At 71.5% G+C, this 22,777-nt stretch carries 18 protein-coding genes; 14 read left to right on the top strand and 4 right to left on the bottom strand.

Features of this window, described 5'->3' with window-relative positions; all coding sequences use genetic code 11:
• Positions 1–37: 37 nt before the first annotated feature.
• Complete coding sequence (locus tag AC5LUJ_RS12600; RefSeq protein WP_250283609.1) at positions 38–469, bottom strand: (deoxy)nucleoside triphosphate pyrophosphohydrolase; 432 nt, start codon at positions 467–469, stop codon at positions 38–40.
• A gap of 143 nt (positions 470–612) precedes the next feature.
• Here AC5LUJ_RS12600 and AC5LUJ_RS12595 point away from each other — a divergent pair, with 143 nt between their 5' ends.
• Positions 613–930 (top strand): 4a-hydroxytetrahydrobiopterin dehydratase, encoded by a 318-nt coding sequence (locus tag AC5LUJ_RS12595; protein ID WP_250283574.1) that lies wholly within the window; start codon positions 613–615, stop codon positions 928–930.
• Positions 931–1,031: 101 nt separating this feature from the next.
• Positions 1,032–2,723 (top strand): right-handed parallel beta-helix repeat-containing protein, encoded by a 1,692-nt coding sequence (locus AC5LUJ_RS12590; RefSeq protein ID WP_250283572.1) that lies wholly within the window; start codon positions 1,032–1,034, stop codon positions 2,721–2,723.
• A gap of 15 nt (positions 2,724–2,738) precedes the next feature.
• Here the strand turns inward: AC5LUJ_RS12590 and ychF are convergent, their stop codons facing one another.
• Positions 2,739–3,815, bottom strand: coding sequence for a redox-regulated ATPase YchF (ychF, locus tag AC5LUJ_RS12585; RefSeq protein ID WP_250283570.1), 1,077 nt, complete (start codon positions 3,813–3,815; stop codon positions 2,739–2,741).
• Positions 3,816–4,033: 218 nt separating this feature from the next.
• Between ychF and AC5LUJ_RS12580 the strand changes: the two genes are divergently transcribed.
• The 10 genes from AC5LUJ_RS12580 (at position 4,034) to AC5LUJ_RS12535 (ending at position 18,192) form a co-directional block, all read left to right on the top strand.
• Positions 4,034–4,852: a DUF4232 domain-containing protein gene (locus AC5LUJ_RS12580; RefSeq protein ID WP_250290033.1), complete on the top strand. Its 819-nt coding sequence runs from the start codon at positions 4,034–4,036 to the stop codon at positions 4,850–4,852.
• 173 nt (positions 4,853–5,025) lie between these two features.
• Entirely contained in the window at positions 5,026–6,399 is a 1,374-nt protein-coding gene (locus tag AC5LUJ_RS12575; protein ID WP_493464975.1) for a DNA recombination protein RmuC, read from the top strand.
• Between the two features lie 254 nt (positions 6,400–6,653).
• Positions 6,654–7,097: a DUF6542 domain-containing protein gene (locus tag AC5LUJ_RS12570; RefSeq protein WP_250283494.1), complete on the top strand. Its 444-nt coding sequence runs from the start codon at positions 6,654–6,656 to the stop codon at positions 7,095–7,097.
• A 1,240-nt stretch (positions 7,098–8,337) separates the two neighbouring features.
• Positions 8,338–9,276 (top strand): glycosyltransferase family 2 protein, encoded by a 939-nt coding sequence (locus AC5LUJ_RS12565; RefSeq protein WP_493464974.1) that lies wholly within the window; start codon positions 8,338–8,340, stop codon positions 9,274–9,276.
• Positions 9,267–10,424: a glycosyltransferase family 2 protein gene (locus tag AC5LUJ_RS12560; RefSeq protein WP_250283488.1), complete on the top strand. Its 1,158-nt coding sequence runs from the start codon at positions 9,267–9,269 to the stop codon at positions 10,422–10,424. Before AC5LUJ_RS12565 ends, AC5LUJ_RS12560 begins: the two co-directional genes overlap by 10 nt.
• Positions 10,421–11,635: a glycosyltransferase family 4 protein gene (locus AC5LUJ_RS12555; protein WP_250283485.1), complete on the top strand. Its 1,215-nt coding sequence runs from the start codon at positions 10,421–10,423 to the stop codon at positions 11,633–11,635. Before AC5LUJ_RS12560 ends, AC5LUJ_RS12555 begins: the two co-directional genes overlap by 4 nt.
• Complete coding sequence (locus AC5LUJ_RS12550; RefSeq protein ID WP_250283484.1) at positions 11,625–14,126, top strand: glycosyltransferase; 2,502 nt, start codon at positions 11,625–11,627, stop codon at positions 14,124–14,126. Before AC5LUJ_RS12555 ends, AC5LUJ_RS12550 begins: the two co-directional genes overlap by 11 nt.
• Complete coding sequence (locus AC5LUJ_RS12545; RefSeq protein WP_250283482.1) at positions 14,123–14,905, top strand: hypothetical protein; 783 nt, start codon at positions 14,123–14,125, stop codon at positions 14,903–14,905. The genes AC5LUJ_RS12550 and AC5LUJ_RS12545 overlap by 4 nt, the downstream gene beginning before the upstream one ends.
• 136 nt (positions 14,906–15,041) lie before the next feature.
• Positions 15,042–16,214 (top strand): glycosyltransferase family 4 protein, encoded by a 1,173-nt coding sequence (locus AC5LUJ_RS12540; RefSeq protein ID WP_250283480.1) that lies wholly within the window; start codon positions 15,042–15,044, stop codon positions 16,212–16,214.
• A 91-nt stretch (positions 16,215–16,305) separates the two neighbouring features.
• Positions 16,306–18,192, top strand: coding sequence for a lipopolysaccharide biosynthesis protein (locus AC5LUJ_RS12535; RefSeq protein WP_250283478.1), 1,887 nt, complete (start codon positions 16,306–16,308; stop codon positions 18,190–18,192).
• Between the two features lie 238 nt (positions 18,193–18,430).
• Here the strand turns inward: AC5LUJ_RS12535 and AC5LUJ_RS12530 are convergent, their stop codons facing one another.
• Entirely contained in the window at positions 18,431–19,159 is a 729-nt protein-coding gene (locus AC5LUJ_RS12530) for an acyltransferase (protein WP_250283477.1), read from the bottom strand.
• Between the two features lie 544 nt (positions 19,160–19,703).
• On the opposite strand from AC5LUJ_RS12530, the gene AC5LUJ_RS12525 reads away from it, so the two are divergent.
• Complete coding sequence (locus tag AC5LUJ_RS12525) at positions 19,704–20,963, top strand: hypothetical protein (RefSeq protein ID WP_250283475.1); 1,260 nt, start codon at positions 19,704–19,706, stop codon at positions 20,961–20,963.
• A 200-nt stretch (positions 20,964–21,163) separates the two neighbouring features.
• On the opposite strand, the gene AC5LUJ_RS12520 is transcribed toward AC5LUJ_RS12525, so the two are convergent.
• Entirely contained in the window at positions 21,164–22,132 is a 969-nt protein-coding gene (locus AC5LUJ_RS12520) for a 4-hydroxy-3-methylbut-2-enyl diphosphate reductase (protein ID WP_250283473.1), read from the bottom strand.
• A gap of 147 nt (positions 22,133–22,279) precedes the next feature.
• Here AC5LUJ_RS12520 and AC5LUJ_RS12515 point away from each other — a divergent pair.
• Positions 22,280–22,777: exodeoxyribonuclease VII large subunit (locus AC5LUJ_RS12515; RefSeq protein WP_493464973.1), on the top strand; the 498-nt coding region annotated here is incomplete at its 3' end.

Here is a 22,777-nt window from a genome sequence, read left to right as displayed (position 1 = left end):
GGACCAGGCAGGCACCGGACCAGGCACCGAAGCCGGGTCAGATGCCGGACCGGGTGTCCGGCGACGTCGCGCCCAGGCGCCGGCGAAGATCTTCGATGAGCGGCGCGTCCGGGGCCAGCCAGGGGACGTCGTCGAGCTCGTCCCGCGCGAGCCAGCGGTGCGCCGAATGCGTGATCAGCCTGGGCTCGCCCGTGACGATCCGCCCGAAACGCACCCGCAGCACCCAGCCGTCCGCCGGCAGTGGCACCTCGCCGAGGAGCGCGCCGACCTCGATGTCGACCCCGAGCTCCTCCCGGCACTCGCGGACGAGAGCGGCGGCCTCGTCCTCACCGGGCTCGACCTTGCCGCCGGGGAACTCCCAGCCGCCGGCGAGCGCGGACGGACCTCGCCTACAGCATGCCAGCACCCGCCCCTGAACATCAACAAGTGCCGCTGCCACCACCACGCGCGGGATGCCGGACGACTTCATAACGAACGACACTGTAACGAGCGGGCTCCGTAACGAGCAGGCTCTGCCTGCCACGAAGAGGACGCACAGCAGACACAGCGGACGCACGGCACGGGCGGCCACCATCCGACGGCCGCCCGGCCGGACCAGACGGAGGTTCCTCCATGCCCACCAAGCTGGACGCACACCGCGTGGCCGACGCCCTTAGCGCGCTGCCGGGGTGGAGCGGCGACACATCGACGATCGTCCGCAGGGTCGCCATGGACGAGGAGACCGCCAGCGAGGCGGTCAGGAAGATCTCGACTGTCGCGAACGAGATGAACCATCACCCCGTTATTGATCAGGTGCCCGGAATGACGATCTTCACAGTCTGGACCCACTCACAAGGGGGTGTCACCGACCTCGACATCGCCCTGGCGTCCCGGATCTCCGACATCCTGCGCCAGCACGGCATCGCGGACCCGAGCGACGCCGGCACATGACCTGCCCCACCCGCAATCAACTACCCTCCGTCCAGTAATGATCACATAGAGTACACAATGAGTTGTTGAATCGTTGGCCGGAGAACTGTCGGGGAGCACGGGTGGCGGGTCGATCGGATGGTGAGCCAGCGGCCTTCCTGAGCTACGCACACGACGACGACGAGCACGACAGCGGCCTGATCACAGCGTTCCGGCGGCGGCTCGAGGGCGAGCTGCGCGCGCAGACCGGGCGCCGCGAGCTACAGATCTTCCAGGACCGGGACGACATCGCCTGGGGCCAGGCCTGGGAGGAACGAATCAACCGCTCCCTGGACGCGGTCACGTTCTTCATACCGATCGTGACCCCGGCGTTCGTGGCCAGCCCGCAGTGCCAGCGGGAGCTGGCCCGTTTCGTCGACCGGGAACGCCAGCTCGACCGTACCGACCTGATCCTACCGGTGTACTGGATCAGCGTCCCGGAGCTGGAAACACCGGGACGGGCCGCCGGCGACGCCCTGCTCACCGCGCTGGCCGCCCGGCAGTACACCGACTGGCGGGAACGCCGCTTCCACGACCTGTCGAGCCCGGGCAGCCGCCGGGCGACAGCCGTGCTGGCCCGCCGCATCCGCGACGCGCTCGCCGTAGGCGCGCCGGCGCCCGGGAGGAGCTTCCCCGGCACGCCCGGCGACGGCGCGGCGGGTCACCGCGCCGGGCGTCCGGTGCGGGCGCACCCGGTAGAGGTACACGTGGTCGACGCGCTGGGCCGGGGGGACTTCTCCACCGTGGACGCGGCGGTCCGCGCCGCCCGGCCCGGCGACCGGATCGTGATCCGCCCCGGGCTCTACCCCGGGCCGCTCATCCTCGACAAGCCGCTGGAGATCGTCGGGGACGGGCCGGTCGAGGAGATCACCGTGGTGGCCGGCGCGGGCAGCGTGGTGGTGTTCACCGCGGCGAACGGGTCGGTGCGCGGGCTGACGCTGCGGGCGACCGGGCAGCCGGGCGAGGCGCCGGTGGTCGACATCCGCACCGGCCGGCTCGTCCTGGACGGCTGCGACATCAGCGGGAGCGCGTCCGCCGGCGTGGCCGTCCACGGCGACGCCGACCCCCACGTCCACCGCTGCCGTGTCCACTACGTGTCCGGCCGCGGCGTGCACGTCCACGGCAAGGGCGCCGGGCTGTTCGAGGACAACGACATCACCGACAACGTCCGGTCCAACATCGTGGTGGCCTCGGGCGGGAATCCGAGAGTGCGCGGCAACCGCATCGCCAACTCCCAGCGAAGCGGCGTCTTCGTCCACGACAACGGCGCCGGGCTGTTCGAGGACAACGACATCACCGGCAACGCCCGGTCCAACATCACCGTGGAGTCCGGCGGGAACCCGACGGTCCGCCGCAACCGCATCACCAGTTCCCGGCGAAGCGGCGTGTTCGTCCACGACAACGGCGCCGGGCTGTTCGAGGACAACGACATCACCGGCAACACCTGGCCCAACGTCACCGTGGCGTCGGGCGGGAACCCGACGGTCCGTGGCAACCGCATCACCAGCTCCCAGAACGCCGGCGTGCACGTCTACGACAACGGCGCCGGGCTGTTCGAGGACAACGACATCACCGGCAACACCCGGTCCAACATCGCTGTGGAGTCCGGCGGGAACCCGACGGTCCGCCGCAACCGCATCACCAACTCCCAGGAACACGGCGTGTTCGTCTACGACAACGGTGCCGGGCGCTTCGAGGACAACGACATCACCGGCAACCGGAAATCCGCCTGGGACGTCTGGGGCGCCGACCGGAAACGGCTGATCCGCCACTGACCGGCGGAGGCGGGGCTACACGTTGAAACGGAACTCGACAACGTCGCCGTCGGCCATGACGTAGTCCTTGCCCTCGACGCGGACGCGGCCGGCGGCGCGGGCGGCGGCCATCGAGCCCGCCGCCGTCAGGTCGTCGAAGGAGACCACCTCGGCCTTGATGAAGCCGCGCTGGAAGTCGGTGTGGATGACGCCCGCGGCCTCCGGTGCGGTCGCGCCGGCCTTGATCGTCCAGGCCCGCGCCTCCTTCGGCCCGGCTGTCAGGTAGGTCTGCAGGCCCAGCGTGTGGAAGCCGGTCCGGGCCAGCTGCGCCAGGCCGCTCTCGGACTGCCCGAGGGAGGCCAGCAGCTCGGCGGCGTCCTCGTCGGGGAGCTCGGTGAGCTCGGCCTCGACCTTCGCGCACAGCACCACCGCGTCGGCGGGGGCGACCAGCGCGGCGAGCTCCTTGCGCCGGCCCTCGTCAGCGAGGGCGTCCTCGTCGACGTTGAACACGTACAGGAACGGCTTGGCCGTCAGCAGGAACAGCTCCCGCAGCGCCGCCGTGTCCACACCCGGTTCGGACGAGAGGGTGCGGCCGGCGTCGAGCACCTCGCGGGCGTGCTTCATGGCGGCGAGCAGGCCCTGCTTGCCCTTGTCGGCCCGGGCTTCCTTCTCCAGTCTGGGCAGGCGCGCGTCGATGGTCTGCAGGTCGGCGAGGACGAGCTCGGTGTTGATGGTGGCGATGTCGTCGGCGGGGTCGACCCGGCCGTCCACGTGGACGACGTCCGGGTCGGAGAAGACCCGGACGACCTGGCAGACCACGTCCGACTCGCGGATGTTGGCCAGGAACCTGTTGCCGAGCCCCTGCCCCTCGGAGGCGCCGCGGACCAGGCCGGCGATGTCGACGAAGCTCACCGTCGCCGGCACCGTGCGGGCGCTGTGGAAGACCTCGGCGAGCCGGTCGAGCCGGGGGTCGGGAACCCCGACGACGCCGACATTCGGCTCGATGGTGGCGAACGGGTAGTTCGCGGCCAGCACGTCGTTGCGGGTCAGCGCGTTGAACAAGGTCGACTTGCCGACGTTGGGTAGTCCGACGATCCCGATCGACAGGCCCATGGGGCCGCAGTCTACGGTGCCGGCCGCGTCGCCTGCCGGCCGCCGGCCGCCGGTGGCCATCGGCCACGGGCCGCCGCACCGAACAGGGCCGCGCCCGCCGGGCCCGGAACCCGCCGCCCGTCCTGTGCCGTTGCGTGCCGCCGGCTTCCATCCCGTGCCGCCGGAGGGCAACATCGAGGAGGTGTAGCCGCTGGTGGCATGGCGGGAGGGTGAGGCCCATGAAACTCGTCCTGGGTGAGAGCGGCAGAGGTGGGGCCCACAAGACCTACGGTGCCTGTGAGGACGGCAGGGCCGGCCTGGCCGGTAGGACCGGTGGAGCCGGTAGGACCGGTGGAGCCGGTAGGACCGGTGGAGCCGGCGGGGGTGGCGGGGCCGGGAGAGCGGCCGCGCGGGCGTTGGCCGTCCTCGCGGCCGCGGTGGCGTGCGCGGCCTGCGCCGGCGCGGACGGCGCGGGTCCAGGAGCCGCCGGGGTGGGCCCGTCCCTCCCGCCGGGGGCCGGGGGCACGGCGCCGGCGAACGCGCCGGTGGCCGCGGGTACCGGTACCGGTACCCGCGCCGGTACCGGTACCGGTGGCACCGGAGGCGCCGGCGTGAGCGCCGTCCCGGGCCGCTGCACCGCCGCGGACCTGCAGTTGTCGACCGCCCCGCCGCCCGGCGGCAGCGGCATGGGCCACCAGGGCCTGGTGATCGTGTTCACGAACGGGACGCGCGACGCCTGTGCCCTCACCGGCTATCCGGGGGTGGCCGCCCGGGACGCCACGGGCCGGGACGCCGCGGACGCCGCCCGCAGCACCATCGGCTCCATCTTCCCGGTGACCGAGCAGCGGCGTGTCGTGCTGGAGCCGAACGGCAGCGCCTCCGCCGGTGTCGAGTGGACGGTCGTCCCGTCCGGGAACCAGACGGCCTGCCCGTCCTACACCGGTCTGCGGGTGACCCCGCCGGGTGACACCCACAGCCTCGATCTGCCACAGTCTGTCACTTTCTGTGGCAGCTTCCGGGTGCATCCGCTCGTTCCCGGCGCCGCGGCGGGCGCCTGAGCGGGCCACCTTGACCGCGCTGGCCGCGGTCGGCCAGGAGCTGCGCGCACCCGGCCGGGGGCACTCTCCGGGCCCGTCGGCGGCCTCCGGTGAGCCGGTCGTCGTCAGGTGGCCGGGGCGCTGCCGGCGGTTCCTCCGGAAAAGTGTCGGACGTCCGTGATTGCCTGTGCACCATGGACGCCACGACCATGCTGCTCTTTCTCGTCGGGCTGCTGCTGGGGGCCGGGGGCGGCTTCGCGGGCGGCCGCCGGGCCGGCGACGCCCGGCTCGACGCCCTCGTGGCCGAGCACAGCCGGACAGCCCGCGAGCTGGAGGCGCTGCGCCGGGCCGAGCACGCCGCGCTGGAGCGGGCCGCGCTGGCCGAGGTCGACCTCGCGGGGATGCGCAGCGCGCTCGACCACGAGCGGCGGTCCGCGGCCGAGCGGGTGAGCCTGGTCGAGCGCAGCCAGCAGCGTCTCGGCGAGGCGTTCCAGGCGTTGTCCGCGCAGGCGCTGGAGGGCGCGAGCCGGCAGTTCCTGGAGCTCGCCACGGCCCGGCTGCAGGAGGCCGGCGCCCACGCCACCGGCGACCTGGAGCAGCGGCGGGCCGCGGTCGAGCACCTCGTCGGCCCTCTGCGCGAGACGCTGGGCCGGATGGAGCAGCGCCTCGCGGAGCTGGAGATCTCGCGGGTGGAGGCGTACGCGGGCCTCGTCGAGCAGGTCCGGGGCGTCCAACAGGCTTCCGAGGGCCTGCGGGCCGAGACGGCGGCGCTGGTCACGGCGCTGCGCAAGCCGCAGGCCCGCGGCGCCTGGGGGGAGATGCAGCTGCGCCGGGTGGTCGAGGTCGCCGGGATGCTCGCCCGGTGCGACTTCACCGAGCAGCCGGTCACCAGCACCGAGGACGGCGTGCGGCGGCCGGACATGGTCGTCCATCTCGCGGGCGGCAGGAACATCGTCGTGGACGCCAAGGTGCCGTTGCTGGCCTTTCTCGAGGCCGCCGAGGCCCGCGACGAACGGGCCCGGGACGAGCGGCTGGCCGCGCACGCCCGGCACCTGCGGACGCACGTGGACTCGCTCGGCGCCAAGGCGTACTGGCGGCACCTGCCCGCCAGCCCGGAGTTCGTCGTGCTGTTCGTGCCCGCCGAGGCGTTCCTCGCGCCGGCACTGGAGAAGGACCCGACGCTGCTGGAGCACGCCGCCGCGAAAAAGGTCGTCATCGCGACCCCGACCACGCTGATCGCGATGCTGCGTACGGTCGCCCACGCGTGGACCCAGGAGGCGCTCACCAGCCGGACCAGGGAGATCTTCGAACTGGGCAGGGATCTTTACACCCGCCTCGGCACCCTCGGCGAGCATGTGGACAGGCTCGGCCGCTCGCTCAGCCGGACGGTGACCGATTTCAACACGGCGGTGGGCTCCCTGGAGAGCCGGGTGCTGGTGCCGGCACGCAGGCTCGCCGCCATGGAGGTGGTGGAAGACGTACTGGCGGCACCGTCGCCGGTGAAAACCGGCGTACGCGCACTGTCCGCGACCGAACTTGCGGGCACGGCCGGCGGTACATCTGGATGATCTCGTCGAGGAGCACCGGGAGTCGCCAAACGTTTTAACGTCAATACCGAAAGTGATGCTTTCAACTGTCCCGCGCGGAGATGACACTCGCCGGTGACACCTGGGGCAACGCCGGGCGGTACCTTGCCCAAGTGAACTCGCCACCTCGTCGTCCGTCGACCGGTCCGTCCGGCCGCGCCAGAGGTGCCGGCCCACCAACCGCTCGACGCGGGCGCACCCAGGGCCGACGCGGCGACGAGGCGCCCACCGTGGTGATGGGCAGCCGGCGCGGCCTGACCGCGCTCGGCGCGGCCCTCCTGCTCACCCTGGCCGGGGCGGTCGGCGCAGCCATCGACGTGGCGCTGTCCGGCTCCCCGGGCGTCGCCTTCGGCGTCCTGTTCATCGCCGGCTGCATCCTCGCCGCCACCCGGGTGCACGCCGACGACCTCCTCGGGATCGTCATCGCGCCGCCACTGGTCTACGCGCTGATCGCCGTTGGCGTCGGATTCACCCGGTCGTCGGGCGACAGCGGCGGCGGGCTGAAGAGCAAGGCGATCAATATCGGATCCGACCTGATTCTGCGAGCTCCTGTCCTGCTGCTGGGTTTCGCGGTCGTTGTCCTCATCGCCGCGGTCCGCGCGCGACGCGCACGGGTTACCCGGCACATACACGAACGAAACCTCAGGCCACCCGGGAATCGCCGCCGGCCGACCGCCTAGCGGGCTCGCCGGAACGGTACCGGACGGATATCCGGTACCGTTTTCAGTGTGCTCGTAGACGCACACCGCGAGCTGGGGGAACACCGGTGCCGGCACCGCTGGGCGCTGGCCGGCGCAGACGGCTGCCCGCGCGCTCGAAGATCCGCCAGGGGCGGCCTGGCCCAATGGTGGGCAACCTGCCGCTGTGGTCATTCTCGTGTCGATCACCGACATTACCGCCCCGGGTCGGACTGCGGACGCTGCCCGTGCCCCGCCTTCTCGCGGATCCGCCCGCGTCCTTAGCCGGGCCGGGCCCGACGGGTGTCGGACGCCCGGGCAGCGCCCCGCGCGATACGAAGATCCACCGGCCCTGGGCCGGCCGGAACTCCCGGCTTCCCGGACCGCCCAGGTCGCAAAAAAACAGCATAATAATTGTCCTGCCGGCAGGAGCCATAGGAGCGCGTCGCTCAGACGGCCGACCGGCCCGGGCCGCAGGGGATCCCGCGGGCAACGGTGAAATTCATCACAAGATCACAAGAATTCAACAACGAACCAGAATGTAAGATCGGGAAAACACATTGTCGTCGTTCGGACGCCGGGCACACGGATGCGAGGGAATTTGTGCGGACATCCGGGCCGGCGATGCCCAGGGCGGCTCCGAGCCCTCACTCGGAGCCCTGCCCGATCAGAACTCCGTGCAAACATTGCATTACTCTTGGTTATCAAAACTACGCTGAGCAATATCAGCGTCACGATTTCAGCGGATCGCGATTCATCGCCAGAGCTTCTGATCGCATAAAATGAACAAACTGTAAACAACGTGCAAACAATATTTGAGCGCACCGCCCGGCCGGGACCGCCTCCGCGGGCGATGCTAAATTTTTGACCGCGAACTCTCGTCAATCAATTGGATCATCATCAACCAATTGGATCATGGGTGTCTCGACGATCCCGCGGCCAACAGTCCTTGCGGCTGCCGTCTGCTCGCGGAACACTGATCGTGACACCTTTGGCCGACCAGAAGATCACGGACGTCCAACGGCAGGAGATGACGCAATAGACAGGTGATGACGGCTGCCGGTCCTGCGCCCGGGGGGGCATGTGACGACAGCCAAGTACGCCGCCAGGCGTGGCACACCGTCAGGAAGCGCCGGGTCAAACCACTGAAACGGCGACCACCGCAGGGAAAGCCGACAGAGAACCGGGGGCACCGCATCGGCTCGGGTCCGCCTGACCCACGGTGCATCCCGACATCCAGCGTATGGGGGGACAGGTGTCCGGACGCTCGGACCTACCGACGACCATCAAAATTCCGACTGTCAGCGTCATTATTCCGACGCTCAACGAGGCACGCAACCTTCCGCACGTCTTCAAAAACCTGCCCGCTGATGCCGAAATCGTCCTCGTCGACGGTCGGTCGACCGACGACACGGTCGCGGTCGCACGGTCACTGCGTCCTGACATCATAGTTGTCGGCCAGACCCGCCGCGGCAAGGGAAACGCGCTCGCATGTGGTTTCGCCGCGGCCACCGGTGACATCCTCGTCATGCTCGACGCCGACGGCTCGGCCGACCCCGCGGAGATCGGCGAATTCGTCCGGGCCCTCACCGCCGGCGCGGACTTCGCAAAGGGATCCCGCTTCATCAACGGTGGCGGCAGCAGCGACATCACCCGGCTGCGGCGGACCGGCAACGCTTTCCTCAGCGGCCTCGTCAACATTTTCCTGGGCTGCCGGTACTCGGACCTCTGCTACGGCTACAACGCGTTCTGGCGGCACTGCCTGCCCGCCCTCAACCTGGAGCCGGGCGATCGTTCCGAAGTCTATGAATGGGGGGACGGCTTCGAGGTCGAGACCGTTATCAACATGCGGGTGGCCCGGGCCGGTCTGCGCGTGGTGGAAATACCGAGCTTCGAACATCCCCGTATTCACGGAGTCAGCAACCTCAACGCCTTTTCCGACGGCCTGCGGGTCCTGCGCACCATTCTGGCCGAGTCCCGTGGCTCGCGTGGCCGGCGGCGGAGGCTGGTACCGCGCTGGTCCACAGCGGCCGCGGTCGGCCCGAGCCTGACCGTCCTGCGGCCCTGGCAGGCACGCGGCGAAACCCCGGAAGGCGTCCGCCTGGAGGTTCCCGAAGCCGACGCGAGCGTGGGCAGTGTGGGCGCGCTGGGTGTGGCCAGCTCCGAGGCGGAATGCGCGTGACGGCATCCACCGGCACCGCCCCGGGCGGAACCGACGACTCCCGTCCGGCCCTCGGCCCCTCCCACGCGGCGGCCGGCGCGACGGCTGCCGCGCCGGCCTCGCTGATCCCCGCGCAGGCCCCTCCCTCCACGATCGTCATGCCGCGGCCCGCCACGGCGGCGCGGCCCACGGTGACGCCGGCCGCGTCCGTGGTGATCTGCGCCTACACCCTCGAGCGCTGGGACGACCTGGTCGCCGCCATCGCGAGCGTCCGCCACCAGCGGACGGCGGCAGACGAGATCATCCTGGTCGTCGACCACAACGACGCCCTGCTCGCCCGCGCCCGGGCCACCTTCGACGGGGTGACGGTGCTCGCGAACACCGGTGCCCGGGGCCTGTCCGCGGCCCGTAACACCGGCGTGCGGGCCGCTCGCGGTGACATCGTGGTGTTCCTCGACGACGACGCCCAGGGCGCGCCCGACTGGCTCGAGCACCTGCTGGCCCCGTACGCGGAACCGACCGTGCAGGGCGTGGGCGGTGCCGCCGTGCCGACCTGGCCGGCCTCGGGGCGGCCGGCGTGGTTCCCTCCCGAGTTCGACTGGGTGGTCGGCTGCAGCTACGAGGGCCTGCCCACCTCCGCCCAGCCGGTCCGCAATCCCATCGGCGCGGCGATGTCCTTCCGCCGGAGCGTCTTCGAGCGGGTCGGTGGCTTCAGCGACGGCATCGGCCGGATCGGGTCCACCCCGCTGGGGTGCGAGGAGACCGAGTTCGGCATCCGGCTGCGGCAGGCCGACCCCCAGGCGACCATCCTCTACGAGCCGCGCGCGAGGGTGCACCACCGTGTCACGCCGGCGCGGGCTTCCTTCACCTACTTCCGCAGGCGCTGCTATGCCGAGGGACGGTCGAAAGCGCTCATTTCGGAGCGGGTCGGCAGCACGGCCGCCCTGGCCACGGAACGCACCTATGTGTCCCGGACGCTCCCCCGCGCCGTCTGGCGCGAGATGCGCACCCCCGGCCGGCGCCGCGGCGCCGTGAGCATCGTCTCGGGGGCCGCGCTCACGGCCGCCGGATATCTGCACGGCCGCCTGCTGCTGCCCGTCGCCGCCCGCCGCGACAGGGCCGACGGCAGGGGCGGCCAGGCGCGCCCGGCCGGAGGTCCCGCCTCGTGAAGATTCTTCTGCTGGCCCAGTTCTTCCCGCCGATCGTCGGTGGCGAGGAACGGCACGTCCACAACCTCGGCCGGCGCCTGGCCGACCGTCACGAGGTGACCGTAGTCACCTTCGGTGACAAATCGGGGACGACGACCCGGGACGGGATGCGTATCCGGACCGTCCGGCCGGTCACCGCGTCGCTGCCCTTCCTGTACGGGGAGGGGGACCGGCTCTACGCGCCGCCGCTGCCGGACCCGGCGGTGACCCGGGCACTGCGGCGCGTCATCGTCGAGGAGCGTCCCGACGTCATCCACGCGCACAACTGGATCGTCAACAGCCTCACGCCGCTGCGCCTGACGACCCGCGCGCCGATGGTGCTCACCCTGCACGACTACAGCCATGTCTGCGCCACCAAGCGCTTCATGTACCTCGGCCAGCAGGTGTGCGCCGGCCCGTCGCCGCGGCGGTGCGTCCGCTGCGCCCACGACCACTACGGCGGGCCGGTCGGCCTCGCCACGGCCGCCGGCAACCAGGGCGGCCGCGCCCTGCGCCGGCTGGCCCTGAAAAAGATCATCGCGGTGAGCTCGGCGGTCGCCCGGCACAGCGCCCTTGCCACCGGCGGCATACCCTTCGAGGTCATCCCGAACTTCATCCCGGACGAGCTGCTGGACACCAGGTCACACACCGTCCCCGGTGGTATGACCGCGGGCGGCTACCTGCTGTACGTCGGTGATCTCAGCCGGGACAAGGGCGTCGGCATCCTGCTGGACGCCTACGCCCGGCTGCCCGCCGACCGCCCGCCACTGCTGATGGTCGGCCGCCGCACCCCCCACCTGCCGGACCAGCTGCCGGCCGGGGCCGTCGTGGCCGAGCCATGGGACCACGAAAAGATCATGCAGGCGTTCGCCGGAGCCGCGTTCGCCGTCGTCCCGTCCATCTGGCCGGATCCCTGCCCCACCGTGGTGCTGGAGGCGATGGCCGCCGGCGTCCCGGTCGTCACGACCGGGATGGGCGGCATCGCGGACATGGTCCGGGACGGGGAGGACGGTGTCCTCGTCCCGCCGTCGGATCCGGTGGCCCTGGCAGCGGCGATGAACCTGCTGCTCGCCGACCCGTCCCTGCGGCAGCGGCTCGGCCGGCGCGCCCGCGACCGTGCCGCGAGCTTCACCGCCGGCGAAGTGGTGCCACGCATAGAAGCCGTTTACCGGGACCTGGCCCATGCCTGCTGAATCCCGGCCCACCGAAACCCGGCCCACCAGATCCCGGGCGCCCAGCGCGGACGGCGCGGCCAACGACGACACGACCCGCATCAGCCCAGCTGACAACGCCGTGCCGACGGCCGGAGGCGGGCTGCGGGAACGCACCGACACCATCGTCCTCACGAAGCCCGTGCCCGGACGCGCCGTCGGATCCGTCGCTCGCGCGAGACCCGGCGCACCCGACAATGACCGGGTGAACGACCGGGTGAACAACCGGATGAAGGAAAGCGCGCGGTTACCGGACGCGCCTGCCGACCCCGACACGATCGTGGTCACGCGCGATCCGGTGGCGGATCTCCTCGAGCCGGTCACCGGGCCGGCCGCCGAGCCGGTCGGCGACACCGACGCGGGCCGCGGGCCGTTACCGGACCAGCGGCCGTGGCGGTCCTGGCGGCCGCGGTCCTGGTGGCCGTGGCGGCCGCGGTCCTGGCGGTCACGGTCCTGGTGGCCGTGGCGGAGGGCGCCGGCGTCCTGGGACGGCCCGGCCGGCGGGCGGCCGGGCGGTGTCCCCGTCGCCGACGGGTATCCGGCCGCACAGCCCGTCATCGCGGGCCCGGCCGGTCATGCTCCGACCGGCCCCGACCGGTCCCGCGCCGTCGCGACCGTCATGGCCGCCGGGGTGCTGCTGGTCGCCGTGTCCTACCTGCTCGGGCGCCGTGGGCATCCGGACGTGGGCACCGCGCTGCTCTGGCCCGGGCTGATCACGGTCTTCGTCGCCGGCGTGACCCGCCTGCTGCGGACGGACACCTCCCGCCGGGAACGGCTGCGGGTGTCGGTGCTGCTCGGCGTCGGCCTGTACTTCTGTTTCGAGCTGACCCAGATCTCCGCCGTCCGCGAGTTCGACGAGCTGCTGCACCTGCGCACCCTGCTCGATCTGCAGGCGACCGGCGGCGTCTTCACCTCGCATCCGGGCCTGCCGGTCAGCCCCCGCTTCCCGGGGCTGGAGCTGCTGACCAACGCCGTCGTCCAGCTGCTCGGCGTGCCGGACCAGGTGGCCGTGACCGGCGTCGTCCTGCTGGCCCGCGTCCTGCTGGTGTACGGCCTGTTCCTGCTGATCGAACGCGTGAGCCGGTCCGCCTACGCGGCCGGTGCCGGGGTGGCGATCTACGCCTGCAGCCCGCAGTTCTTCTTCTTCAACGCGCAGTTCGCCTACCAGACCCTGGCCATCGCCCTGACCGTGCTGCTCCTGCTGGTCGTCGTCGACCGCGACCGGTACGGGCGGGCCACCGCGGGCGTGCTGATCGTGATGACGTGGATCGCGCTGTCGCTGACCCACCACATCACAAGCTGGATCACCGTGGGGCTGTTCGCCGGGTGGACGCTGTGCGCGTTCGCCCGCCGGGACCGCGCGGACGGCGGGGCGCTCGCCCGTGTCACCCTGGTCGGGCTGGTGGCGGCCGCCGGCTGGGCACTGGTCAACGTCTCGATGCTTGGTGACTACCTCGGCCCCATCCTCTCGGAGAGCTTCCACCAGGCCGGCAACGTCGCCAGCGGCCAGGCCAAGAGCCGCAAGATGTTCACCGACTCGGCCGGCACGCCCACCCCGGCCTGGCAGATCGTCGCGCTGCTCGGCTCGACCCTGCTGTGGTCGGTGTCGGTCATCCCGATCGGCCCGTTCAGGTTCCGGCCGGACACCGACAGCCGGCACGCGACGCTGTACCGGCTGCTGCGGCTGATGCACCTGGCGTTCCCGCTGACGGTGATCGGCACCGTCGCGCCGCGCACGGCCGAGCTGTCCACCCGCCTGTCCACCTTCGTCTACCTCGGCATCGCCGCCGTGCTCGGCCTCACCGTCACCAGCTACCTGGCGACCCGCCGCGCGACCAGGCAGGCGTTCCGGGTACGGCTCACCGCCGCGTTCGCGGTCTTCGTGTTCATCGGTGGGACGGTTCTGGGCTCGGGCGCGGACTGGTCACGGATGCCCGGGCCCTACCTGGTGATCGCCGACGGGCGCTCCATCGACCCGTACGTGGTCGCCGCCACCAACTGGGCGAACACCGCGCTGCCGGCGGGCAGCCGGATCGTCGGCGACCGTGAGACCGGGGTCCGGCTGATGAGCGTCGGCCGCCAGTGGCTCGTCACCAGCCTGGGCAGTGGGGCGAGCGGCGCGCCGCTCTACTTCGGCAGCACCTTCGGGGACTACGAACGCGCGGTCATGACGGCCGGCCGCATCCAGTACGTCATCGTCGACACCCGGCTCGCCGACGGCCTCCCGCACGAGACGTTCTACGCGGAGAACGGCGAGGCGCCGGAGGGCACCCGGCTGACAGCGGCGATGCTGGCGAAGTTCGACACCCAGCCGGGCTCGGTGAAGGTCTATGACAACGGGCCGGTGAAGATATACGACGTCACCGCCCTCTGGTCACCGGCGGCCCCGGCGACACCGGCAACGGCAGTGCCGGCAGCGCCGGCAGCAGCTCCGCCGGCAACGGGATCACGGTCCGTCGGAGGTGCCCGGTGAACGCCGTCACAACCGTCGCGCAGGCCGTCCTCGGAACCGCGATCATCGTTCTCGGTGTCGCCGGCCTGCACGCGGTTCTCGCCCGGAGCGCGGAAGCCGGCAGCGGCCGCGGCAGCCCCCGCGGGCACGACCGCGCGGCGGACGCTTCCCGGGCGGGCTCCCCGGCCACCTCCCAGGTGGATCCCCCGGCGAGCATCGCCGCGCTGCTGCTGCTCACCGTCACCGGGCTGATGGTCGGCTCGCTGCTGGTGGCCGTGGTCGGGCTCGCCGACAACCCGCTCGCCTACGACCTGCTCTTCGGCGCCGTGGCGGTGGCCCTCGCCGCCGCCGGCGGCCTGCGGCCGGCCACCGTCGCGGCCCGGATCCGTACCTTCCTGCCCCGAGCGGCGGAGCCCTGGAAGCCGGCCTCCTGGACGTCTGGGGGCTGGCGGACGGGGCCCCGCCGGGCCGTGCTGCTGACGTCCGTCCCAGTACTGATCATCGCCGTGGCGGTCGGCCTGTCGTGGTGGTCGGACGACACGACCATGAACGCGCCGGTGACAGCGCTCGGCGCCACCCGGACCCAGTCGGGCCTGGAGGTCACCGTCACCCGGGCCGACGGCGACAACGGCGATCTCACACTGGAGGTGGTCAACAGCGCGGGCCGGCGCTGGCGGCTGCCGCTGGCAGCGGGCAAAGACAGGACCGACGTGGCCGTGGGGAACGCGGCCGTTCCCGCCCCGACCACGATCCACCTGCTCGCCGGCGAAAAAATCGTACAATCGATAACCATTCCATGACTTACGGTATTTACCGTGGCGCCCCGGCCACATCCCGGCCGCACCACCGCAACCACCGCAGACCTCACAGCCGTAGCCCAGTGCCGATGTGTCGTGCCCTGACCTCCGCGTTCGCCACCTCGAGGGAGCAATAACCGTGCCCGGACGACTTCGCGTGCTCCAGGTCACCCCTCGGTTCTTTCCCGACATGGGAGGGATCGAGACGCATGTCTACGAGACGGCCCGACGGCTGAACACCATGCCCGGCCTGCGGGTGGACATCCTGACCACCGACCGCGACGGCAGCCGGCCCCCCGTCGAAGTGGTCGAGGGGATCCGGGTGCGGCGGGTGCCCGCCTGGCCGCGCGAGCGCGACTACTACGTCGCTCCACGCATCCGCGCGGCGGTCGGCGGCGGCTACTACGACCTCGTGCACTGCCAGGGGGCGCACACCGCCGTCCCGGTCATCGCCATGACCGCCGCGCTCGCGGCCCGCACGCCCTACCTGGTCAGCCCGCACACCGGCGGCCACTCGTCTGCCGCGCGCCACCGGCTGCGGGGCGCCCAGTGGCGCGCCCTCGGCCCGCTGCTGCGCCGCGCCCGGCAGGTGGTCTGCGTCGCCGAGTTCGAGAAGGAGATGTTCGCCCGGCTGGCGCGGGTGGCCACCGACCGGCTGCGGGTCATCCCGAACGGCGTCGAGCCCGCCAGCACCACCGGCATCCGGCCCGCCGCCGGCACGCCGACCGTGGTCTCGGTGGGCCGTTTCGAGAAGTACAAGGGCCAGCACCACCTGATCGCCGCGCTGCCCGCCCTGCTCGAACAGGAGCCGCGGGCACAGCTGGTGCTGGTGGGACGCGGCCCCTACGAGGACGAGCTGCGGGCCCAGGCCGCCCGGCTGGGGGTGGCCGACCGGGTCGGCTTCACCTTCGTCCCGCCGGCCGAACGCCAGAGCATGACCGACCTGCTGGCCGGCGCGCACGTGGTCGCCCTGCTCAGCGAGTACGAAGCCCACCCGGTCGCCGTGATGGAGGCGATCGCGCTCGGGCGTCCGGTCGTGGTCGCCCCCGGCACCGGTCTCGGCGAGCTGGCCGACCGCGGCCTGGCCGAACGGGTCGACGACCCGGCGGACCCCCACACGGTCGCCGCGGCCCTGCTCCGTCACCTGAGCGCACAGACAGCCGCGGGAACACGGACGGCCACAGGAGGGGGCACAGGGGGCACAGGGGACGCGCCGGTCGGGGAGGGCGGCCACGGCACGCCGTCCACCCGCCTGCCCACCTGGGACGACTGCGCCAACGCGCTCGCAGACTCCTACCGTGCCCACGCATGACGCACCCTTGCCCGCCGACGGACACGGTCCACCCGGAGTCACCCATAGTGATGACGGGCGCGGTGGATGGGACGGCCGCGCCAACACCGGCATGAACAGCGCCGATGGGGACAGCACCGACGCCGGCAGCACCACGAACGTCGCGGCCCGCGACAGTACGGCCACCGCCGGCCCACCCGCGAACGACATCACCGTGAACGGCACCGCCAGTGCGGGCGCCACGGCGGCCACTGCGGCGGGGGCCGCCGGCAGCCCACCGCCGGTGGATGCCGGGCACGGCCGGCTGCCCGCCGGTCTCGCGCACCTGCTGACCATCGCGATGTCCATGGTGGGAACACAGATCGTGACCTCCGTCCTCGGGGCGGTGTTCTGGTCCCTGGCCGCGCGCACCTACACTGTCGACGCGGTCGGGGTGGGGTCGGCGACCATCGCGGCGATGACGGTCCTCGGCTCCGTCGGGATGCTCGGCCTGGGCACGCTGCTGATGGCCAAGCTCCCCCTGCTCGAGCGGGAGCCGGACCGGCTCCGGCTGATGCGGGCGTCCATCACCGTTGTCGGGATCACCTCCGGCCTGCTGGCGCTGGCGTGGACCGGGGTCACCCCGTTCCTGTCCGAGACGTTGCGTCCGGTCAGCTCGAGCGTGTTCGCCGCCGTGCTGTTCTGTGTCGGGGTCGTCCTGTTCGCGGTGGCCTCCACCCTGGACTTCGCGCTGCTGTCGGCGGCGCGGGGGGCCGTGCAGCTCATCCGCAACGTCGTCACGTCGGTGGTCAAACTCGGGCTGATCCCGGTGTTCGTGCTCATCGGCTGGACGTCCGGGCTGGATCTCTACCTCGCCTGGGTAGCCGGCCTGGCCCTGTCCCTGCCGGTCTGCTACCGCTACTTCCGCCGGCCCCAGCCGGACGAGCGGCCGGACGAGCGGCCAGCGGACGGCACCGGTGCTGGTACCGGCACCGCGGCCACCCACCGCCAGCGGTTCGCCGGGTTCCGGCAGCTGCGGGAGATGCGCGGGGAGGCCGGTGGGCACCACCTGCTCAACCTGGCGTTACAGCTCCCCACCCTGCTGCTGCCCATTCTCGCCGCGCTCGCCGCGACCGCCGCGGACACCGCCTATTTCACGACCGCGCGCCTTGCCGCGTCCTTCTTCTTCATCATCCCGTTCGCGCTGACCATCGCCGTGTTCGCGCAGTCGGGGCAGAACGAGGAACACGCGCTGGCGAAGATCCGCTCGACGCTGCCGCTGGGACTCGCCGCAGCCGTCGTCACCTTCCTGATCGCGGCGCCCTTCGCCGGCCTTGTCATGACCATCTTCGGTGGCGCCTACACCGGCGGGGTGGCCGTCAGCGCATTCCGGATCATGATGCTCGCCGGGGTGCCCCTGGTGATAAAGGACCACTACGTCTCGTTGCGGCGGGTGCAGGGACGGCTGGGATCCGCCTTACGGGTGGTCGGCGCCGGGACGGCCATGGAGATCGCCTTTGCCCTCCTCGGCGGCCATTTCGGCGGGGTGAACGGCCTGTGCTGGGGCTGGCTGCTGGCGGTGGTGGCGGAAGCAGTGATCACCCTGCCGTCGCTGTCGGTGGTCTGGCGCAGGCCCGAAGCCGCGATCGCGATGGTGAGCCCCCACGCGACGGTGAGCCCACCGGTGAGCACCGCGGGACCGCTCACAGCCGCGCACCAGAGGCTGGCCGCCCGCTTCTACCCGCTCGAGCTGCTCCGCCCGGTCGACGACCGGGACATCGCCCGTTACCTCGGCAGCACAGGCAGCACCAGCGGCGAATCGCATCATGATCATGAACGGACCGCCACCGTCCGGCACCGGCCCGGCCGGTCGGAGCGGCCGCCGGACGAGAGCACCCTGCGCCTGCGGTCACTCACCAGGCGCGTCCTGGCCAAGCGCCCGCTCTCCACCGGCAACCATCACGACCATCACGACAGGAGCGGCCCGAACGACGGGAACAACCTGATCGCGAACAGTTGACGCGGACGAGAACCCGTAGGGACCGCCGGGCCATAAACCGTGGGAGGCACGTCCCAGAAGCGCCCGGGAAGAAGGGCCGCGGGCCGAACAGCCCGGATCATCCCGGGCGCCGCGGGCTGTGCTTATGGCTACGGAGCAGCGGACACGGCTACGGACGGGTTCGGCGGGACCGCCACGGGAACCACATCCCGGCCCGTGCGACCTGGTCGGGCGTGCGGGCGTGCGGGCATGCGGCCGGTCACCGGGCCGGGGTCCGGCCGGCGATGGGCTGTGCGGCGGTGGGCTGTGCGGCGGTGAGGCCGGCCGCCGGCGACACCAGCGCCGCCGAGGACTCCGCGGGCACGGGTGCGGCGGAGAGCGCCGCTGCGGCTGGGGATACCGCTGCGGCCTGGGGTGCCGAGGCGGCGGGAGACCCCGCAGCGGACGCCAGCGGCGCGGCGGGCTCCTCCGGGGTGATGTCGCGGACCCGGCGGGCGGGCGATCCGGCGTAGAGCCCGTAGGGCTTGCAGTCCTTGTTGACCAGGGCACCGGTAGCGATCACACAGTGATGACCTATGGTCACGCCCGGCATCACGGTCACCCTGCCGCCGAGCCAGCAGTCGTCGTCGATGACAACCGGCTTGGGCACCACCGTGCTGCTGACCTCACCGTTGACCACGTCGTGCGTGGAGGTCAGGATCGTGACCTGGGGTGATATCTTGACCCGCTCGCCGATCCGGACCCGCGCCGAATTCTCGATGAAACACCTGGAGGCCATCGCCGTCCCACGGCCGAAGCTCGCGCGATGACCGACGATGGAGCCCGGCATGATGTTCATCGTCCTGGTCCGCACGCCACCGAGACGATAGAGCAGGAAGCGGAGCGGACGCGGGACGAGGAAAGACCCGCCTATGCCATTGACGATGGTTCCCTGCACGAGCATCCAGAACTCGAGCTTGAGCTGCTCCCAGAGCTTTCCACGACGCACAACCGATCTCCTTCGCGCACACCGGCCGCGGCGCGGGTTCGCGGCGCGGCCCCGCCTCACCCCGCCGTCCGAACAACCACCCCGACGGTAGCAATATAGTCACCCGCGAACAACATATAATGATCAGTAATGAACGGCGGCCGGACATCACCGCCGCGCCGGCCGGCCGGATCCGGCGGGATAGGATGTCAACGGCATCGGTGGCGCAGCGCGCGGTGTCATGTCCGCTTGCCGACTCTGGCCACTCTCCAACGGGTCCGCTCTCCAACATGTCCGCTTGTCAGCATGTCCGCTTGTCTCCGGACCGGGTTGTCGGCGTCCGGATACCCGGCCCGGAGACGGGCACCTGTATCCGTTGCCGACCGAACACATAACGACACCTGCCACACCGTTCTCCCGTCAGAACGGTACTGCTATATGGTCCGTATCCTCCTTCTGACAGGACGGCGGCGTTGCTGGCGGAACGGCGGACTGGCGGACCGGCGGACCGGCGGAACGGCGGACTGGCGGAACGGCGGACAAGCACACCGGAGGTGAATCGACGATGCCAGGCAGAACACGGTCCCAGCGGGTTGCCGGCCGCGACCGGATATGGCTCGGCGCCCATTCCGTCTTCGTCACCGGGCCGCTGGACCTGCCCGATGTCGACACGATCCGGGCAGCCGTGCGGGAGCTCGCCTGGATCGCTCCCGACCACCGGCTGTTCCGCCGGCCCGACCATGACTACCATCGGTGGCGCCCGGTGACGGGCCGTGAACTCGACAGCCACTGCGAGCGGATGATCACAGCACTCGACGACAGTGCCGACGACGGTGGGCCGGAACAGCTACTGCTGCGGCAGTATGCCGCGCACGTCGACGACGTCCCCTTCCGGATCGCGGTCGGCCGCGACACGGTGGCGCTGTCGCTGGCCCATCCGCTCGGGGACGCCCGGCTCGTCCTCGACACCGGCGCCGAACTGCTGCTGGCCGCCGCGGAAGGCCGCCCGCCGCTGAGCCTGCACCGGCCGTCCACCCGGCTTCCCCTGGCGTGTGCCCTGGGCGAGTACTACGGCCGGAAACCCGGGCGGATACTCGCGACACTGCGCACCCCGCGCCCGGCCGCGCCCGGCCCGGCCGCCGGGACACGGCACCGGCCGTGGCAGCCGGACTTCACCGTGGTTTCCGGGGTGCTCTCCAGGAGCGCGCTCACCGACCTGCGTAAATGGAAAGCCCGCAACGCGTCCGGAGTCACCCGGACGATGGTGGTGTTCGCCGCGGTCCGGGCAGCGGTGGAAGCGGCGGGCATGCGGCCGGCGGCCAGCGGTTTCTACACCGTCGTCGACAACCGGAAGTTCCTTCCGAGCGGCCGCCGGCTCGATGGCAACTTCACGATCGGTATCTATGTCGAACCGACGGACGCCCGTGATCCGGTGGCTGTGTCGGCCGCGCTGGAGGCCGCGACCGCGAACGGGCGCACACTGGCCACGATGAGCCTGCTGACCGGCTTCGCCCAGGTCGGGCGCATCGCGGCGCTGAGCGACCAGGCGCCCTTCCCGGCACATCCGTCCCTGGTCCTGAATCATCTCGGACGGCCGCGCGGTTTCGAGAAACTACCGTGGCGGGGCAGCCGCTCGGATATCTACTACCTGTCGGCGACGACCCAGCGCCAGCCGGACTACGTCACCTTCCAGTTCGCCGAACTGCACGGATGTGTGCACGTCACGGTGGCTTTCCACGCGAGCGTCTTCGAGCAGGAGGCCGTACGGCGGGCTGTGGGCCTGCTCTGCGCGGATCCGGTCGCGCTGCTCGCCGGCGCCCGGTGAAACGCCCGGCGGCCCGGCTCACGGTCACCGGCCGCTCGGGGATACACGGACGCGCCTGAATGTGCGTGAGACGTTCCGAGCGTGCCCACGGATTCACCCGCGGGGCACGCCCGGAACAACCGGCATCCGGTCGGCCACGGCCTGACTACCGGCTATTTACCGACTACTTACCAGCTGCTCGCCGGCTATTTACCGACTGCTTACAGGCTGCTGCTAGCCGCCCGCTCCCGAGCACGGATTTCCCGACGGAGCTCGGGCGGCAGGGCGAACAGCAGATGTTCCTCCGCCGATGTCACCTGCTGGACGTCGCCAAAGCCGCGTTCGGCAAGCCAGGCGACGACCTCCGTCACCAGTTCCTCGGGGACGGACGCCCCGCTGGTCACGCCGATCGTCTCAACCCCTTCGAGCCAGGCGGGGTCGACCTGCTCGGCGTTGTCCACCAGATAGGCGGCGGGCACCCCGTGGTCGAGGGCGACCTCCACCAGGCGTACCGAGTTCGACGAGTTCGGCGACCCGACGACCAGGATGAGCTCGACCTGGCCGGCGATCTCCTTGACCGCCACCTGCCGGTTCTGGGTGGCGTAGCAGATGTCGGCGCTCGGCGGCCCCTGCAACAGCGGGAACCGCTCGCGCAGCGCCCGCACGGTGACCTCGGTCTCGTCGACCGACAGGGTGGTCTGGGACAGATAGGCGACTTTGGACTCGTCACGGACCCTGACCGCCGCCGCGTCCTCCGCGCCGTCGACGAGGTGGATGCGGTCGGGCGCCTGGCCCGTGGTACCGACGACCTCCTCGTGGCCTTCGTGGCCGATGAGAAGGATGTCGAGGTCCTCCTTGGCGAACCGGCGTGCCTCACCGTGGACCTTGGTCACCAGTGGGCACGTGGCATCGATCGTTCGCAGCTCCCGGGACCTCGCCTCCTCGTGGACGGTCGGCGCGACGCCGTGGGCGGAGAACACCACGGTCGCCCCGGTGGGGACCTCGTAGGTCTCTTCCACGAAGATCGCGCCTTTTGCCTCCAGCGTCTTGACGACGTGGGCATTGTGCACGATCTGCTTACGCACGTAGACGGGAGCGCCGTACAGCTCCAGTGCCTTCTCGACCGTTTGTACCGCTCGGTCGACACCAGCGCAGTACCCGCGCGGATTGGCCAACAGGATCCGCCCCATGCCGGGGAGTCTACGCGGCCCGGCAGCGCCTGGAAGGCGGAACGACAACCGTCACATGCCGGCGGCCCGGGGGGACAGCTCCCGCGTTCTGTGCATCGCCCCGAAAACCCGCACGGCCCGCGCGACCACGGTGGTTACCGTTGTCCGATGGCGCTCACCTCCACCCCGGAGCAGCCGCTGCCCGTGCGGACGGTCGCCCGGGCGATCGGCGAGTGGATCCACCGGCTCGGCCGGGTCTGGGTGGAGGGCCAGCTCACCGAGATCGTGCGGCGGCCGGGCCTGGCCACCGTGTTCCTCACCCTGCGTGACCCGGTAGCCGACGTGTCGCTGCGGCTGACCTGCCCGCGGGCGGTCTGCGACGCGCTCGGGGCCGCGCTCACCGACGGCTCCCGGGTGGTCGTCCACGGCAAACCGTCGTTCCATCCCGCGCGGGGGACGCTCGCGCTCGCCGTCACCGAGATCCGCCCGATCGGCACCGGGGTCCTGCTCGCCCGGCTCGAACAGCTGCGCGGCATGCTCGCGGCCGAGGGGCTGTTCGCGGCCTCCCGCAAGCGCCGGCCGCCCTTCCTGCCCCGGGCCGTCGGGCTGATCACCGGGCGGGCCAGCGCCGCCGAACGGGACGTGGTCATGAACGCCCGCCGCCGC

Source organism: Protofrankia sp. CiP1_Cm_nod3 (assembly GCF_982290655.1).
Note: the sequence above shows the minus strand (reverse complement) of the source record. Positions and strands in the feature narration are given on the sequence as shown.

Excerpts from the sequence above, each read along its gene's own strand:
- AC5LUJ_RS12600 (WP_250283609.1), bottom strand. The coding sequence starts at position 469 with ATGAAGTCGTCCGGCATCCCGCGCGTGGTGGTGGCAGCGGCACTTGTT.
- AC5LUJ_RS12595 (WP_250283574.1), top strand. The coding sequence starts at position 613 with ATGCCCACCAAGCTGGACGCACACCGCGTGGCCGACGCCCTTAGCGCG.
- ychF (WP_250283570.1), bottom strand. The coding sequence starts at position 3,815 with ATGGGCCTGTCGATCGGGATCGTCGGACTACCCAACGTCGGCAAGTCG.
- AC5LUJ_RS12580 (WP_250290033.1), top strand. The coding sequence starts at position 4,034 with ATGAAACTCGTCCTGGGTGAGAGCGGCAGAGGTGGGGCCCACAAGACC.
- AC5LUJ_RS12575 (WP_493464975.1), top strand. The coding sequence starts at position 5,026 with ATGGACGCCACGACCATGCTGCTCTTTCTCGTCGGGCTGCTGCTGGGG.
- AC5LUJ_RS12570 (WP_250283494.1), top strand. The coding sequence starts at position 6,654 with ATGGGCAGCCGGCGCGGCCTGACCGCGCTCGGCGCGGCCCTCCTGCTC.
- AC5LUJ_RS12565 (WP_493464974.1), top strand. The coding sequence starts at position 8,338 with ATGGGGGGACAGGTGTCCGGACGCTCGGACCTACCGACGACCATCAAA.
- AC5LUJ_RS12560 (WP_250283488.1), top strand. The coding sequence starts at position 9,267 with ATGCGCGTGACGGCATCCACCGGCACCGCCCCGGGCGGAACCGACGAC.
- AC5LUJ_RS12550 (WP_250283484.1), top strand. The coding sequence starts at position 11,625 with ATGCCTGCTGAATCCCGGCCCACCGAAACCCGGCCCACCAGATCCCGG.
- AC5LUJ_RS12535 (WP_250283478.1), top strand. The coding sequence starts at position 16,306 with ATGAACAGCGCCGATGGGGACAGCACCGACGCCGGCAGCACCACGAAC.
- AC5LUJ_RS12525 (WP_250283475.1), top strand. The coding sequence starts at position 19,704 with ATGCCAGGCAGAACACGGTCCCAGCGGGTTGCCGGCCGCGACCGGATA.
- AC5LUJ_RS12520 (WP_250283473.1), bottom strand. The coding sequence starts at position 22,132 with ATGGGGCGGATCCTGTTGGCCAATCCGCGCGGGTACTGCGCTGGTGTC.